The 16,754-nt window shown below is 47.5% G+C and carries 11 protein-coding genes; 4 read left to right on the top strand and 7 right to left on the bottom strand.

What is annotated here, in order from left to right; translation table 11 throughout:
• The first annotated feature begins 61 nt into the window (after positions 1-61).
• The 4 genes from NBH01_RS19285 to NBH01_RS19270 all read left to right on the top strand — a co-directional run bounded on the left by NBH01_RS19285 (position 62) and on the right by NBH01_RS19270 (position 4,435).
• Positions 62-1,258 carry a BamA/TamA family outer membrane protein gene (locus NBH01_RS19285; RefSeq protein ID WP_151209126.1) on the top strand — a complete coding sequence of 399 codons (1,197 nt, stop codon included), beginning with the start codon at positions 62-64 and terminating at the stop codon, positions 1,256-1,258.
• Positions 1,245-2,948: a phosphoethanolamine transferase family protein gene (locus NBH01_RS19280; RefSeq protein ID WP_151209127.1), complete on the top strand. Its 1,704-nt coding sequence runs from the start codon at positions 1,245-1,247 to the stop codon at positions 2,946-2,948. The genes NBH01_RS19285 and NBH01_RS19280 overlap by 14 nt, the downstream gene beginning before the upstream one ends.
• Positions 2,949-3,140: 192 nt before the next feature.
• Positions 3,141-4,106, top strand: a complete 966-nt coding sequence (locus tag NBH01_RS19275; protein WP_055300324.1) for a DnaJ C-terminal domain-containing protein — start codon at positions 3,141-3,143, stop codon at positions 4,104-4,106.
• A 14-nt stretch (positions 4,107-4,120) separates the two neighbouring features.
• Positions 4,121-4,435 carry a chaperone modulator CbpM gene (locus NBH01_RS19270; RefSeq protein ID WP_008767738.1) on the top strand — a complete coding sequence of 105 codons (315 nt, stop codon included), beginning with the start codon at positions 4,121-4,123 and terminating at the stop codon, positions 4,433-4,435.
• Positions 4,436-4,548: 113 nt separating this feature from the next.
• Here the strand turns inward: NBH01_RS19270 and msrC are convergent, their stop codons facing one another.
• The 7 genes from msrC to NBH01_RS19235 all read right to left on the bottom strand — a co-directional run bounded on the left by msrC (position 4,549) and on the right by NBH01_RS19235 (position 16,104).
• Positions 4,549-5,019, bottom strand: a complete 471-nt coding sequence (gene msrC, locus NBH01_RS19265) for a free L-methionine (R)-S-oxide reductase MsrC (protein ID WP_008767739.1) — start codon at positions 5,017-5,019, stop codon at positions 4,549-4,551.
• Between the two features lie 7 nt (positions 5,020-5,026).
• On the bottom strand, positions 5,027-10,057 hold the full coding sequence (locus tag NBH01_RS19260) for a DUF4132 domain-containing protein (protein WP_234141189.1): 5,031 nt from the start codon (positions 10,055-10,057) through the stop codon (positions 5,027-5,029).
• Positions 10,058-10,087: 30 nt separating this feature from the next.
• Positions 10,088-10,507 carry a hypothetical protein gene (locus NBH01_RS19255; RefSeq protein ID WP_011107995.1) on the bottom strand — a complete coding sequence of 140 codons (420 nt, stop codon included), beginning with the start codon at positions 10,505-10,507 and terminating at the stop codon, positions 10,088-10,090.
• A gap of 8 nt (positions 10,508-10,515) precedes the next feature.
• Positions 10,516-12,276 (bottom strand): rhomboid family intramembrane serine protease, encoded by a 1,761-nt coding sequence (locus NBH01_RS19250; RefSeq protein WP_250700227.1) that lies wholly within the window; start codon positions 12,274-12,276, stop codon positions 10,516-10,518.
• 220 nt (positions 12,277-12,496) lie between these two features.
• On the bottom strand, positions 12,497-14,203 hold the full coding sequence (locus NBH01_RS19245) for an acyl-CoA dehydrogenase family protein (RefSeq protein ID WP_008763249.1): 1,707 nt from the start codon (positions 14,201-14,203) through the stop codon (positions 12,497-12,499).
• 6 nt (positions 14,204-14,209) lie between these two features.
• The gene (locus tag NBH01_RS19240) at positions 14,210-15,229 is read right to left on the bottom strand and encodes an electron transfer flavoprotein subunit alpha/FixB family protein (protein ID WP_008763251.1); all 1,020 of its coding nucleotides are present in this window, start codon (positions 15,227-15,229) and stop codon (positions 14,210-14,212) included.
• 2 nt (positions 15,230-15,231) lie between these two features.
• Positions 15,232-16,104: an electron transfer flavoprotein subunit beta/FixA family protein gene (locus NBH01_RS19235; RefSeq protein ID WP_008763252.1), complete on the bottom strand. Its 873-nt coding sequence runs from the start codon at positions 16,102-16,104 to the stop codon at positions 15,232-15,234.
• Between the last annotated feature and the right edge of the window lie 650 nt (positions 16,105-16,754).

The following is a 16,754-nucleotide window of genomic DNA, read 5'->3' as shown; positions in this document are numbered from 1 at the left end:
ATAATACTGTTGTAATAGGAAGTTTGGGGCTAACTTTGTCCCCGTAATATTGCTTCTTGTTATGATGGATGCTAGACGAAACGGACTTGTATTATTGGCGCTATTGTTGTTGACACAAACCACTATAAGTGCGCAGACTGATTCTATGGGCAAAGATGTGCCGGTAGATTCTGTCTCTGTGGCAACCCCGGACTCACTTCAGGCAAAGCGCGGTTTCTTCAAGAAGTTTCTTGATTATTTTAATGACGCCAATAAGGAGAAGAAAAATAAAAAGTTTGATTTCAGTGTGATTGGCGGTCCTCATTATTCCAGTGATACCAAATTCGGTCTTGGATTGGTGGCGGCGGGGCTGTATCGTACAGACCGCAATGATTCGATCCTTCCCCCTTCGAATGTTTCTCTTTATGGAGATGTCTCTACTGTTGGTTTTTATCTGTTGGGAGTAAGAGGCAATCATCTGTTCCCGCAAGAGAAATACCGGTTGAATTATAATCTTTATTTTTATTCTTTCCCCAGTCTTTATTGGGGAAGGGGATATGATAATGGGGCGAACTCTGATAATGAAAGCGACTACAAACGCTTTCAGGCACAAGTGAAAGTCGACTTCATGTTCCGTGTAGCGAAAAGTTTCTATATCGGACCGATGGCTGTATTCGATTATATAGACGGGCGTGACTTTGAGAAACCGGAACTTTGGGAAGGAATGTCGGCACGGACCACTAATACGAGTCTCGGCCTTTCCCTTCTTTATGACTCCCGTGATTTTCTGACCAATGCCTATCAGGGATATTATTTGCGGATAGACCAACGGTTTAGTCCGGCTTTTCTCGGTAATAAATATGCGTTTAGCAGTACGGAACTGACAACCAGCTATTACCATCCGGTATGGAAAGGCGGAATCCTTGCAGGACAGTTTCACACTTTACTGAACTATGGCAATCCTCCGTGGGGATTGGTGGCAACACTTGGAAGTTCTTACTCGATGCGTGGCTATTATGAAGGACGTTATCGTGATAAGTGTGCGATGGATGCACAGATAGAACTCCGTCAGCATATATGGAAACGAAACGGAGTGGCAGTATGGGCAGGAGCGGGAACCGTATTTCCGCGTTTATCCGATTTTACACCCAAGCATATCCTTCCCAATTACGGTTTCGGCTATCGCTGGGAATTTAAGAAGAGAGTAAATGTACGTTTGGATTTAGGGTTTGGCAAGCACCAGACCGGATTTATATTTAATATCAATGAAGCTTTTTAAGAACATAAAGAAATGGTTTGATAATCAGGAACACTTATTTTACCTGTTCCTGATCATCCTGATAATGCCCAACATCGTTCTGTGTTTCACAGAACCCTTACCGTTGATGGCGAAGGTAAGCAATGTCTTGTTGCCTTTATCCTGTTACTATCTGCTGATGACTTTGTCCCGCAACTGCGGCAAGATGCTCTGGATTTTGTTCGTGTTCCTGTTTTTCGGCGCCTTTCAGATTGTGCTGCTTTATCTGTTCGGACAGTCCATCATCGCTGTAGATATGTTTCTGAATCTGGTAACCACCAATTCGAGTGAAGCGATGGAGTTGCTGGACAACTTATTGCCGGCCATAGCCACCGTGGTCATACTTTACATTCCTGCCCTGATATTGGGCATGATTTCGATTATCCGCAAGCGCCGGCTTTCTGTGGCATTTATTCGCAGAGAACGGAAGAGAGCCTTCATCCTGCTTGGAATCTCTCTTCTCACTCTGGGCGGAGCTTACTGGGAAGACTCCCGCTATGAACTGAAATCCGATCTTTACCCCCTCAATGTATGCTATAATGTGGGACTCGCTTTTCAACGCACGGCATTGACGCAAAATTATCATCACACCTCAAAAGATTTTACTTTCCATGCCTATGCCACTCATCCGGCAGACAAGCGTGAAGTGTATGTAATGGTAGTGGGAGAGACTTCCCGCGCATTGAACTGGCAACTCTACGGATATGAGCGGGAGACGAATCCGCTTCTGTCCCGTCAACCGGGGATTGTTGCGTTCTCCAAAGTCCTGACGGAGTCGAATACCACCCATAAAAGCGTACCCATGCTGATGTCGGATATTACAGCCTGTAACTTCGACTCCATTTACCATCAAAAAGGAATCATCACGGCCTTTAAGGAGGCAGGTTATCAGACAGCCTTTTTCTCCAACCAGCGCTATAATCATTCCTTTATCGATTTCTTCGGAAAGGAAGCCGATACATTCGATTTTATAAAAGAAGATTCGCTGGATTCCGCCTACAATCCTTCTGATGATGAACTGCTGGCATTAGTAGCGAAAGAATTATCCAAGGGAAATCAGAAACAGTTTATCGTACTTCATACATACGGTTCACATTTCAATTATCGTGAACGTTATCCGTCAGAAGACGCTTTCTTTCTGCCCGATTATCCGGTAGAAGCGGAAGTGAAGTACCGTGATAACCTGGTGAATGCCTACGATAACACCATCCGCTATACAGATAGCTTTCTGTCACGTCTGATTCATATGCTCGAAGAACAGCACGTGGATGCTGCAATGCTCTACACTTCCGATCATGGAGAGGATATTTTTGACGATTCCCGTCATCTGTTCCTTCATGCTTCTCCGGTTCCTTCTTACTATCAGCTTCATGTTCCGTTTCTGATATGGATGTCCGACACCTATCGGGAAGCTTATCCCGAACATTGGCAAACCGTGACCGGGAATAAGGATAAAGACGTATCTTCCAGCTGTTCATTCTTTCCTACCATGCTGGAACTGGGCGGAGTGCAAACTTCTTACCGCAACGATTCCTCATCTGTAGTCAGCCCTCTTTACACCATGAAGCCGAGAGTATATCTGAATGACCATAACGAACCACGCCCCTTGGATGATCTGGGAATGAAACAGCCTGACTTCCAGAAATGTCAAGTATTAGGTATTAAGTATTAGGTAATAGGTAATAAGTAATAGGTAATAAGTAATACACCGTAGCCGTACAGGCAAGGCTATACGAAGCTACGATTATTACCTATTACTTATTACCTATTACTTATTCATTAATCCTTGTTAATTCTTATATCCAAAAGCATGATTGGCGTGTTATTTGCGATATAAAAGTATGAACGATTAAATTCATAAAACATGGCTTATATAGATTATTATAAGATTCTTGGAGTTGACAAAAGTGCTTCTCAGGATGATATAAAGAAGGCTTTTCGTAAGTTGGCCCGGAAGTATCATCCTGACCTGAACCCTAATGACCCAAGTGCGAAGGACAAGTTTCAGGAAATCAATGAAGCCAATGAAGTACTGAGTGACCCTGAGAAGCGTAAGAAGTATGACGAGTATGGGGAGCATTGGAAGCATGCCGATGAGTTTGAAGCTCAGAAAAAAGCGCGGCAGCAAGCCGGTGGCTTTGGAGGTGCCGGAGGTTTTGGCGGATTCGGTGGTGGCGGTCAGGGATTCTCTGATGGTGACGGAACGTATTGGTATTCGTCCGACGGTGGCGGTGGATTCTCCGGAGGTAATGCCGGTGGTTTCTCCGATTTCTTCGAATCGATGTTCGGACATCAGGGCAGGGGACAAAGTTCTGCCGGATTCCGTGGACAGGACTTTAATGCGGAGCTTCATCTTTCACTTCGTGATGCTGCTCAGACGCATAAACAGATATTGACTGTCAATGGTAAACAAGTACGTATTACCATTCCCGCAGGTGTGGCCGACGGGCAGGTGATTAAACTGAAAGGTTACGGAGCTGAAGGTGTGAACGGAGGTCCGGCCGGGGACTTGTATATCACTTTCGTCATTGCCGAAGACCCTGTATTCAAGCGTTTGGGCGATGACTTGTACGTAGACGTGGAAGTAGACCTTTATACTGCTGTATTGGGTGGTGATAAAGTCGTTGATACGCTGGACGGTAAAGTGAAACTGAAGATCAAACCGGAGACTCAGAATGGAACGAAAGTGCGTCTGAAAGGCAAGGGATTCCCGGTCTATAAGAAAGAAGGACAATTCGGTGACTTGATTGTTACCTATTCCGTCAAGATTCCGACGAATCTGACAGAAGCGCAGAAGGAGTTGTTCCGTCAATTACAGAGTATGAACTAAAATGAATGAGCACTATGCAGACCGAATTAATTATTGTCAGTGAATACTGTCAAAAGTGTCATATTGAACCTTCATTCATTGAGATGTTGGAAGAAGGTGGTTTGATTAATGTACGTACCGAAGCCGGCAAGCATTATCTGCTTGTTTCTGAACTTCCGAACGTGGAACGTTATAGTCGGATGTACTATGACTTATCCATCAATATGGAAGGCATTGACGCCATTCATCATATGCTGGAAAGAATGGACGATATGAGGCGTGAAATTACTTCCCTCCGCAAGCAACTTCTGTTGTTTCGGGAAAGGGAAATAGAGGAAGCGGACTGGTAAAAAAACGAAGCCTCTGTTTGATGCAAACGAAGGCTCTATTTATAGCAAACAGAGGCTCTGTTCACGTAGATCAGAGCCTCTGTTTTATTCGGACCGTTACAGTACAAAGAAAACTATCTGATGTACGTGCAGATTTCTTCCAGATAGCGTGCATCCGTTTCATCAAAGCTGTCCGTTGTATCACTGTCTATATCCAGCACTCCGATGACGTTTCCTTCTTTTATAATAGGTACTACTATCTCTGACCTGGAATCGGAACTGCAGGCTATGTGACCGGGAAACAGCTCTACATCAGGAACAATCAGCGTCTGCGCTTCCTTCCATGCCGTGCCGCAAACTCCTCTGCCGAAACGAATGCGTGTACAGGCGATGGGACCTTGAAACGGTGCTAATACGAGTTCGTTGCCTTCCACCATATAAAAGCCGACCCAGAAAAAGTGGAAAGTCTGCTTCAGTGCGGCGGCAATATTTGCCAGATTGGCGATACGATTCGTTTCCGAGCTTACCAATGCTTGTAGCTGTGGAAGCAGTTCACGATATTTCTCTTCTTTATTACCTGTGTGAATCAGTAAATTTTCTGCCATCTCTTTTCTATTTGATTTGGTTTAGAATACTCGGGTCTTTTATTTTATCATCCTCTGCGAAGAAAATGATTTTCGTCAGTATCTCCGCTGTTTTCGGGTCTTCATCCACAAAAGGCAGGAACAGTCGTCCGCGACTTTGCGAGTGTACCGGAAGAACGGCTATTTGTGCACCGCCTGCTTTATGGATAACACCACTGCCCAAATGAATGTTGTATTTGCCCAGCTTGCCTTCGATGTATGCAAAGTTCCCTTTCACCCTGACGTTGCTGAAGTGAAACAGGGGTAGGGTAAGTTCTACCAATGCACGGCGCATCTCGATGGTGGAATGGCTGGTTTCCGGATCGACACTTCCGGCGTGAGCCACACTGACGGCGAGGTCTACATCCCTCATCACTTCGGAGAAGACAACAGGTGGAATCTCCGAAATCTTCATCGGTTTATAATCCTTGCGGTTATGGAAGCAGACAAATTCCAGCGTGGGAGCTTCGATGTCGGCAGGAGAGAACCAGTCCGCCATCGCATAGATCGTGGCAATAATATTCTCTTTATAGTATATTTTCTGAAGTCCGTCCTCGTAATCGGCTACCCAGCGCCGTCCTTTCAGTACGGCAACCGTTTTCTGCGGTTGAATCTGATTTCCGGCATAACGGCGGGATTGCGTAGCGCTTTCCTCTTCCGTTGTCGGGATGTACAATTCGCGGAATACCTGCTTGAAAGGCTGGCGGATAGCTTTGTCAAACAAGAACTTCTGATAAGCATGCCAGTTGCCACTCGCATACAGGTCTGTGGGATGGGCGATGCGCAGTTCCTCTTTCGGAGTGAGCGGAAGACAGATGCCGTCAGCCGTTATCAATAGGCCGTCGGTGTAGAAGCCTGTTCTGCCGTTGCTGGTGAAGACCAGATTTCTAAGTAGCGGCCAGATAACCGGATTCTTCATCAGTTTGCGCAGTTCGTTTTCCTCAAAACGGGTACAGTCTTCCATTGCCTGTTCGAGCATGATGCGGGAACGGGCGTGCTGTTCCTTCAGTTTTTTGTGTACCGCTTTCAGTTCTTCCACGTATGGATGCTTTTTCAGTTTGGGAGGCAGGCTGTTCAGCTCTTTTCCGGCTCTTACTTGTTTGATTTCCGGTTTGCCCTCATTGTTGACTTGCACATAGACTTCCACGCCTTCTATTTCTTTGGGGGTCAGGTAAGGAGTGATCTCCTTGATCAGTTCCGTTTCCATGCTCCATGTCAGACGGGTGACGTCTCCGTAACCGGAGTTGCGTGCCAGGTTTTGCAGGGCGATGGCAACGGCTTTCTTTTCACTTTCCTGTCTCTGTGCACCAAATTCCTTGCTCTCTTTCAGGAACTTTTGCAGGAACTGATAGCGTTCGAGCAATTCCTTGTCGGCCTTCCGGCCCAGCGGGATAAGGCCGTAGCTCATCAGTAAGTCTTTATTTCGCTTCGCTATGATTTCTTTCTTCGCGTCTGCCGCTTTGGTCTTGCCGTTGACGGCATCGGCAAATTTACGGGCGCGGGTATGCGTGTTGCTTAATGAAATGTATTTGGCTGCATTGTACACTACTTCAAAGCGTTCCTTGCCGATGGCTTTGTAGGCTTCCTTGAACCAGTCGATGTCAAAAGCACCTTCCTGAAGGTCTTCTATGGCAATCGGGGTATATCGGGCGATGATCGCTTTCTTCTTGTCGTCGAAACACTCGCTGGTATGGGCGTGGAAGTAGTAAGCGGCGCTTTCCAGTCCTTTCCATCCGGTCGCTTTTTCGGTGAGTTCCAGCCATTGCGGGGCGAACATGGCAGCTTCCACCAGTCGTATATGGCTGATGTCGGCCTGACTGGCGAGGCTTTTGAGTGTATCGCTGTCGTCGTCCGGAGACGGGTAGCAGGCATGGAGCAGGCTGCTCAATACTCCCCGTTTGGTATTGCGCCAGTTGTAACTGTCACGTATGAAGGTGTCTTTGCCGAACGCTTGCAGGATACGGATCAGTGTTTCCGCTCCGTAGACGCGGTGAAGCTCTTCCGCCAGACGGGTGACCTGAGTCTCGGAATCTCCCCGCTGCAATTCTATTTCCAGAATTCGGTTCACTACTTTCTGGGTCAGTGAATGGAAGAGGGAGTGGTTGCGCTCGTCCAGTACCGAAGTGATATCTTTGATGCGTGTGGGCGAGTTGACACGTCCCATCAGTTCCCGGTATATTTCTTCGGTAGGAATCAGTCCCAGCATCCATGCGTGGGCAAAGTCCATGCTTTGCAGGTAGACATCCGTTTCTTCCAGTTCGGGAGTATGCTCCATATAGTTGGTGAGCTTGTAGAGCTGGTACCGTACGGTGAAATAACGGGTGAAGAGAGCGTCATTGATGGGATGCTGAGGCGCATCGAGCCAGAACCGTACAAACTTGTTGTTGTGTATCGGGTAAACGATCTCCCTTGCTCCATATTCCTGCTTGTCTCTGAGCCATGTATGCTTATTGGTGTATTGACGGAAGATATTCTTCGTATTGAGCAGAGGAAGCAACTGCAAAAGCATATTGACGGAGAACTGCTGATAAGTTGCCTCGTTTCTGTATTCATGTGCCAGTCCGTCGATGATATCTTCTATCTGCCGGTAATAGGTCAGCTTGCGGAGCGACTTTTGCAGCCCGCGGTAAGTGAAGCCTGCATACATCTTATTGATAAGCGGTTCGAACGTGTTGAGCGATTGGATGGCGGCTTCCTTGTCTTCCTGTTCTTCTTCGTCAAATTCATCGTCTTCGTCCTCTTCTATTTCGTTGGGTGCTCCGGTAGAGGCCAGCATGAACTTCATCATCAGCAATTTGTCGTAACTGCCGATTTCCTGTTGATAGAAATTCAGCCAGAGTTCCGGAAGTCCGAGTTCGCTCAGTCCGTCGTAGTGCTTGTACCAGTTCAGTAAGACACTGTTGCCCACCAGACGTACTTCACCGTATTTATCCGTGAACTCGTCTTCTTTATGCTTTTCGATGTATTTGTTCAGCTTGTCGAAGATCGCTTTGGCTTTTCCTAAACGAATAAACTCAAATGCTTTCTTCACATTGAATCCGGCATCGGGAGTAATCGGAGGCAGGCTGACTTCAAGCGCCGGATCGTATAGCCCGAAGCCATTCTCTCGGGTATAGTTACTTGTCGGGCTTTGTTCCGTACCGTCTCCGATCAGCGATTCGATCAGAATCTTTTCTTTGGCGTTCGGCTTCTGAATCTCTCTGACGGTGGACAGGAGTTTCTGATAACTGTCTTTCAGGAAATCGACGTTGCGGATGCTCTTCATCATATCCAGTCCGGCAAGGCGGCGCTCGGCATTCTTGTCGCTCAGCAATCGGCGGATACTGGCTGCCAGCTGTGCTTCCGGCTGTTTCATCAGCAGATTGATGGCATTGATACGCATCTCGCTATATTTGAAACGGAGCAATTCTTCTATATGCTGATACTGTTCGGGGGACAGGGACATTTCGGACAATACTTTGTACGCTTCATCCCGTATGTCTGCCGAACGGTCTCCGAGTGATTGCAGCACATATTCCTGCTCCACCTTGCTTTCGGTACGGGCCAGGACGATTCCGATATAGCTGGCGCGGTTGTAAGATTCGAGCGCGGGAAGATACGTGCAAAGTTCCTCTCTCAGCCGGATATCGTTGGTCATCCATGCGATGTACGCCATTTTGAGGACTACATCCGAACGGGTGAGCACCACACAATCCCACGGGAATACATAAGGCGAATAGACTTCCTTGGCGGAAATAGACTGGTAGACTTGTTTCAGATATCCGTAGTGACGGACCGCCTCTTCCGGTGTTTCAAAATAATCGCTGAGTGTGGGAGCTTCCTTGTTATCGCTGTATCGGCTCAGATAAAGCCCGTCCATATAAAGAGGAAGGATAGCCGCCACCACTTTCGGGTCGTCGTGCCATACCTTGAATGCGTCTTTGCTGATCAGATGATTCATCTGAGAGAATTGCGTGCAGCGCAGGAAGTACAGTAACGTCTGTATCTGATGCTTGGCTCCCTTTCGGATGATGTCCGGTACGATGGCTCTGATCTCGTCCGTATCATAGAATCCGATGCTCCACAAAGCCAGATAAAGTTCGACTGTATCCTTGCTTTGCAGGGTATTGCGGGCTGTTTCGGGATGATTCAGGAAATTCCAGATCAGTTCGACATACTTGTTGGTAATCCGTTCGTTGCTGTCCTGTTCGCCGATTCCGGTGCATACGGCGATGCTTCGCTTGACGGAGGCAAAACGTTGCAGTCCGTTGTTGTAGATGATGGAGAACAGGTAGAGGTAACTTTCGGGACATCCTTCGTCCATCGTTTCCACGATGGCTTGGCGCAGTCCTTCTTGTAGCTTGGCTGCCAGCAGCAGTTTGCCTTCCAGTTCCAACAGCGGGCGGTGTCCGCTGATGGCGATGGCGTGGAGATACCAGCGTTGCAGGCGGTGGACATTGTTTTCGCTGGTCAGTACCTGATTCAGGTATTCGATTACTTTTTCGTTACCTTGCGCTATTTGTGCGGCCAGCCAGTAGGAAGAGTTCATATAGCCGCTGAATTCTTCTGTATCTTCGGGTGTATTTCCTCCTCTTAAGATTGCTTCCACTGAAAATCCGGTAGCGCGTAACTTCAGAAACTGTAGCCATGCGTCTCTGGCATGGTCCAGATGATTGGACGGATTGGCGGAACGCTGGGCGCGCCGGTCGTATCCGATGGTATGCGGACAGCGTGCTTCGAGTTGCAGATAAGTATGGAACAGTCCGGCGAATTCATCGCCCAACATATAGCGGAACAGCGTGTTAAGTCTGCCATCCATCAGATTGGCAATGCTTTCGATGTTTTCTTCCCGGATGATCTCCTCCAGACGAGGTTCCAGTATCTCACTGAATATACCATACCGTCCTCCCATGTCCAAATCCTCCATGAACAGGTCGAACAGGGTAAGCGTTTCCGGCTCCAGGCTTGATTTTTCCTTTAGTAAACTCTCCAAATAGGGGTTTAGCAGCTTGTTCAATTTGTCGTTGTAAGTAATTCTCATGACTTTAAGCTTTTAGAGTTTATATTGCAGTTACCAAAGTCTTCCTGACAGCATTGCCAGCCGGATAAAGGTAAGTGTAGATTCTTCTTTCAGTTGGACGGAGGAGGATAATTCTCCGAGTTCCGCATCGTCCAGAAAGATGCGGAAGATTCCGTCTTCATACGATTGCAAAGCATTGATGATGGCTTCGGTTTCCACAGCCGGTCTGCCGTTATAGTTTGCTTCGAAGCCTACTTTGCCGGCGGCGGCCTTGTCCTCCATCTCTTCACAGGTGAGGTATTTCAGCATTTCACTTTGTTGCAGCCGTTCGTTGTACTCCTTTACTTGCCAGCAGACGACCGCTTCAATCAGTTCCTGCACACTGGCAGGAGGAGTGGGGAAATCGATCGGCATCTTTTCGATGCTGCATTTCCTTTTTCCTACTTGCTTGACTTGGATATATGCTTTCATACTTACTTTTATTTTTCGATTTGAATACTGGACGTGATTGCGTCCAGATCAGCCTGAGCCTTTTCGTCCGCAACCAGCATGACGATGGCAAAGACTCTTCTCTTATTCTCCTGAAAGTACAATAATACGGTTTGTTGCATTTCTTCTCCTTCTTCGTCGGGGTGGCCGATCCGCAAAGGATTGGTCGTCTTCGTCATAGGCAGGCCGTTGATGTTGACTTTGCTCTGCTTGTAATCCTCCGAGGGCTTTCCTTCCTCATTTCGGGGGAGGGTGAGGAGCAGCTTCTTCATACGCTCGAACTCATCCTGCGTATCATAGCTGTTGCTGGTCACGGTCAGCTGACTGCCGCCATTGACGAGTTTCAGCAGGGGAGGCTCCGAATTGGGAGTCGGTGCTTTCGTGCCGGTTATCTTGTACCAGTTGGTAGGATACTGGCAACTGAACTTTGATACAGCGTCATAGCATGAAAGCCACGTATCCTCATTCGACATGGGAGTATACGGGAACTGTTCGGAAGTGGAAGATTTCCGGGGACTGCCGGTCACCGGGCGGCTGGCGCTTTTTTTCTGTTCTTCTTCCTGTTCCTTATAATAGGCTTCTACAAGTCCGCTTTTCCATTCGTTACGTATTTCCTGATACGTCGAGGGGATATTGCGGCAGAGTGAAAGGAAGCTGAACAGGAAGACACTGAAGATGATCAGTTCTCCGATGATGGAAACCGTTCTTCCGGCTTCGGGCTTCTTCATCCGTTCGCCGAATACATAGATGAATCCCAAAAGGAATCCGCTGAGTAAACCGCCGATGTGTGCGGCATTGTCTACTCCGGCCCGTATGCCGTAGATGAGATTGTAGCCTACGAAGATAAGAATGCTGGTCAGCAAAGCCTTCCGCTGCGACCTCTCGATGCGGTGGAACAGCAGGAAAGCCAGAAAGATACCGTAGAGTCCGAAGATCGATCCGGAAGCTCCGGCACTGATCGTTTCCGCATGCATATAGAGGCTGAAGACAGCCGAACAGAGTCCCGTCAGCAGATAAGAGACGAACATACGACGCGTACCTATCAGATGTTCCAGCCAGATACCTATATATATAAAGGCGTACATATTCATCAGCAGATGGAAAGCGCCGATATGCACAAAGTTGCAGGTCACGGCACGCCACCAGTCACCGGTCAGGGTGAGCGGACCGAAGTCGGCGCCCCAGTTCAGCAAGGCCAGTGTGGAAGGTTCCAGAATTCCCGCTCCGGTAGCTGCCATCAGTATGAAGACAAGGATATTGATGTCTATCAGAACCGGTGTCGCGATGAATCCCTTCCGGGGGATAAAGAAATGGATGAAAGACGACTCTTTTTCGCTTTCTGCCTGAAGCCTCCGTTCTTCTTCCGTCAGCGGGCGGGTGAGTTCTTCTTCCAGTTCGTTGGCTTTTTGTGCCAGTTCTTCCGGTGTCAGAGTTGATTTGATCTCTTCCATCGTTTCCTGTAATTTTTGGATATTCTTGCGATTTTTGCCATAATCTACCAGTTGTACGGAGGCGCATTGACTGCGGACGGATATTTCACCGCTGTTTCCTTCTTCGATGGTGAAAGTCACTTCTTCTCCTTGGGAACGCATACCCATTGGAACATAAAATATGACTTCACGAAGAGCGATTCCTTCGATATTCCATTCAAGTTTCTGAGACGCTTCGAGTGCCAGTATCAGAATTTGTGTATTTGATAAATCTGCAAAATGTAGCTTATCCTCGTGTAAAGGTCTGAGTCTAAACGCCATATTTCTCTCTTTTATTAAGTCGTAGATTGATATTACTCTCTTTTTGTACAAAAGTACAGAATAATAATGAAATAGAGGGTAAATGGGAGGGGGATATTTATGCGGACAACGAGAATACTAATACTTTGAGATTTAGTAAGTTCCTTTTGGAAAGAAGAGGACAAAAAAAGCATCCGCTTCGTTGGAAGGGATGCTTTTATCGTTAGTCACCCTTTTAGGGTTACTTTTTGTAGAAAGCAAGGTCTTCTTTATCCATATTTTTGATAAAGTTGGTATGCTTCGTAACTTCCGCTTCAGCAAAGTTCAGATATACATGTGCAGATTTGGAGAACAGGTCGGCAGCCTTGCTTGCGTCCTGAATCAGCAGGTGGCACATGATGATATCGGCAGCCATTTCCATCAGTCTGCGGGCTGTGAAGTCGAGCAGTTCCTGATCCTGTGCTTCTTTAACGGCGTTGGTGCTGGCTTCGAACAGGTCTGCCATCTTCTTCAGACGTGACATCAGCGGTTCCATTTCCGGTGAACAAGGTACTGTTTCGAATTCGCGGATCGTAGCAAGGTAAGAACCGTTGGTTACATAGCGGATAGCGGCTACAGTCTGCAACTGGGTGGTACCTTCGTAGATGCTGGTGATACGTGCGTCGCGGTAGATGCGCTGGCAGGCATATTCCATCATGAAGCCCGAGCCTCCGTGAATCTGTATACAGTCGTAAGCGTTCTGATTCGCATATTCGGAGTTCATACCTTTGGCAAGCGGAGTGAAACTGTCGGCTAACTTTGCGTATTTCTTCTGTTCCAGACGTTCTTCCGGAGTCAGCTTGCGTTCGCGTGAGATATCGTCCAGTGCTTTGTAGATGTCTACGTAGCGGGCTGTCTGATAAAGCAGCGCACGGCCGGCATCCAGCTTACCTTTCATAATGGCGAGCATGTCATACACGGCAGGGAAGTCGATGATTGCTTTTCCAAACTGCTTGCGGTCTTTGGCATAAGCCAGTCCTTCATTGTAAGCAGCCTGGCTCAATCCTACAGATTGTGCGGCGATACCCAGACGGGCACCGTTCATCAATGCCATCACATATTTGATCAGACCGAGTTTGCGGTCACCGCAAAGTTCGGCTTTGGCATTCTTGTAAACCAATTCGCAAGTAGGCGAACCGTGGATACCCAGCTTGTGTTCGATACGGCGTACATCCACACCACCCTGACGCTTGTCATAGATGAACATGGACAGACCGCGACCGTCTCTCGTTCCTTCTTCCGAACGGGCAAGTACCAGATGGATATCTGCATCGCCGTTGGTGATGAAACGTTTCACACCGTTCAGCAGCCAACAACCGTCTTTTTCGCTGTAAGTAGCTTTCAGCATCACTGCCTGAAGGTCGGAACCTGCATCCGGTTCGGTCAGGTCCATAGACATGGTTTCACCCTGACATACGCGGGGGATAAAACGGCTGTGCTGGTCGGCATTACCGAATTCATACAGTGTTTCGATACAGTCCTGCAAAGACCAGATATTTCCGAAACCTGCATCGGCGGCAGCAACGATCTCGGCACACATGGTGTACGGAGTGATCGGGAAGTTCAGTCCGCCGAAACGGCGTGGCATTGTCATTCCGTTCAGACCGGCTTTGACCATCGCATCCAGATTTTCTTTAGTGCCGGAAGCGTATTCCACCCGTCCGTTGGCGCAGTGTGGACCTTCTTCGTCAACACCTTCAGCGTTTGCATTGATAATTTCGCCTGTTATTTCTCCGGTGATCTCCAATACTTTATCGTAAGAGTCCAGTGCGTCCTCAAAATCCAGAGGAGCGTAGTCGAATTCATCTTTATCTCTGTAGTTGCGTTCTTTGAGTTCGCAAATACGTTTCATCATCGGATTGTTCAAGTGATACTTGAGTTCCGGTATTTCTGTGTAAAAATTAGCCATCTTTCTTTACTTGCTATTCTGTTTATAATACTTAATCATCTTCGGCACAACTTCTTCGATGGTTCCGTTGATTACATAGTCTGCAATCGTGTTGATCGGAGCATCCGGATCGTTGTTGATAGAGATGATAATACCACTTTCCTGCATACCGGCGATATGCTGGATTTGTCCTGAGATACCACAAGCAATGTAGAGTTTCGGACGAACCGTTACACCTGTCTGACCAATCTGGCGGTCGTGTTCAGCAAAACCTGCGTCAACAGCGGCACGGCTTGCACCTACTTCGGCGTGAAGTTCCTTTGCCAGGCTGAACAGCAGGTCGAAGTTTTCTTTCGAGCCTACTCCATAACCACCGGCGATGATGATCGGAGAGCCTTTCAGGTTGTTCTTCGCTTTTTCTACGTGGCGTTCGATTACTTTGACCACATAGTCTGTGTCGGCTACGTACTTCTTCACGTCGTGGCGGATCACTTCTCCCTGATAAGCCGGAGAAACGATTTCTTTCTTCATCACGCCTTCGCGAACGGTTGCCATCTGTGGGCGGTGTTCGGGGTTGACGATGGTTGCAACGATGTTACCGCCGAATGCCGGACGGATTTGGTACAACAGGTTCTTATAAACTTTTCCTTCTTTCTTATCTTCGTGGTCACCGATTTCAAGGGATGTACAGTCGGCAGTCAAACCGCTGGTCAAAGCCGAAGAAACACGCGGGCCGAGGTCACGGCCGATAACGGTAGCGCCCATCAGACAGATTTGCGGCTGTTCTTCTTTGAAGAGGTTTACGAGGATGGAAGTGTGAGGAAGTGAAGTATAAGGATAAAGTCCTTCAGCGTCGAAAACGTGGAGTTTGTCTACTCCATAAGGAAGGATTTGCTTTTCAATTTCTTTGAGGCCGGTGCCGGCAACTACTGCTTCGAGTTGGCAGTTGAGTTCGTTAGCCAACGAACGACCTTTTGTCAGAAGTTCCAGGCTGACGTCTGCGACGATGCCTTCTTCTATTTCGCAATATACAAATAAGTTATTCATGATTATCCGATGGTATGGTTAGCTAACAGTTCAACAATCAGTTCTTCCACATCACGGTCGCTGCCGCTGATGGTTTTGCTCTCTTTGGCCTGGAACACGATGTTCTGGATGGCTTTTACTTTCGTAGGCGAACCGGACAGACCGCATTGGGCGAGGTCGCCGTTAACGTCGGCTACGCTCCATTCGGGCAGGTTGAGGTAATCGCGCTTGTCATACAGATCGGTATAGTCGAGGTTACCTTGTTGTTTTTCCGTAACGGTTTTGGCGTGTTTGTACTTCTGTACCAGCTTGGCGTTACGCGGACGGCAGGGAGCAGCCGAGCCGTTGACTGTGATAACGATGGGCAGCGGACCTTCTACCGTTTCAACGCCACCGTCGATGTGACGTTTCACTTTGATTTTGCCGTCACCTACTTCCAGAATCTCTTCAGCGTATGTGATTTGCGTCAAACCAAGTTTTTCTGCCACCTGCGGACCTACCTGTGCCGTATCACCGTCGATAGCCTGACGACCGCCGATTATAATGTCGCACTCACCGATTTTGCGGATAGCAGTTGCCAGAGCGTAGCTTGTAGCCAGCGTATCTGCACCGGCAAAAGCGCGGTCAGTCAGCAAATAACCATTATCGGCACCACGGAAAAGTCCTTCACGAATAATATCAGCAGCGCGTCCCGGTCCCATTGTCAGAATGGTTACGGTAGAGCCTGGGTGAGCATCTTTCAGACGAAGAGCTTGCTCAAGGGCATTCAGGTCTTCGGGGTTGAAGATGGCAGGGAGTGCCGCACGGTTAATAGTTCCGTCGGCTTTCATGGCATCTTTCCCAACGTTACGTGTGTCGGGAACTTGTTTTGCCAATACAACAATTTTCAAACTCATGCTATTAATTTTAGTATTAGTATTTCTACACATTAGCAGCCAGTAGTCAAGTAGTAATAATCTTGCTATCCAAACTATCCGGTTAACTATCAGCGTGCAAATTTACTCAAACACTTGGTTCTGACAAGAAAACCGAGTAAAAAATGCACATTATTAAGTTTTTTGAGCAAATAAGGGCAAGTTTATGAGGTTAGCCATAGTCCTATGGCGGTTTGGGGGAGAAGGGGGATGGGAATGGGGAAAAGAGACACTACCATAGGAATTGTTTTTTATAAAAACATCTGTCACCGTCACCGTTCGAAGGATAACTATCTGAGTATAAATGATTCATCTGGTGACAGCAAGTGGTGACAGCAGCGTGACAGAAGATGTTGCCGTCACAACGTGATAGGAGGGACAACGGATAAAAAGCAGGTAAAGTAACAAGGGATGGCGGCTCTTGTTTTTATTCTATATACAGGCGATTTCAGGAATGCCTTAGTATAGTTGGTTTCCATGCGATGAAACTATAGTTCCAAAGCCTTGAAATGTCTTACCCTGGATTTGGTTGACTACTATAAGTATCAACTAAAATGAATAAAAGATGAAAAAGAGTGACATGACCTTTAGTCCTTATCAGCTTGAACTTCTTGGCGATTTCTATCGTTCGA

The organism is Bacteroides sp. B1-V-101, assembly GCF_023656585.1.
Taxonomy (GTDB): domain Bacteria; phylum Bacteroidota; class Bacteroidia; order Bacteroidales; family Bacteroidaceae; genus Bacteroides; species Bacteroides thetaiotaomicron.
The sequence above is the reverse complement of the archived record's forward strand: the minus strand, read 5'-3'. Positions and strand labels throughout refer to the sequence as shown.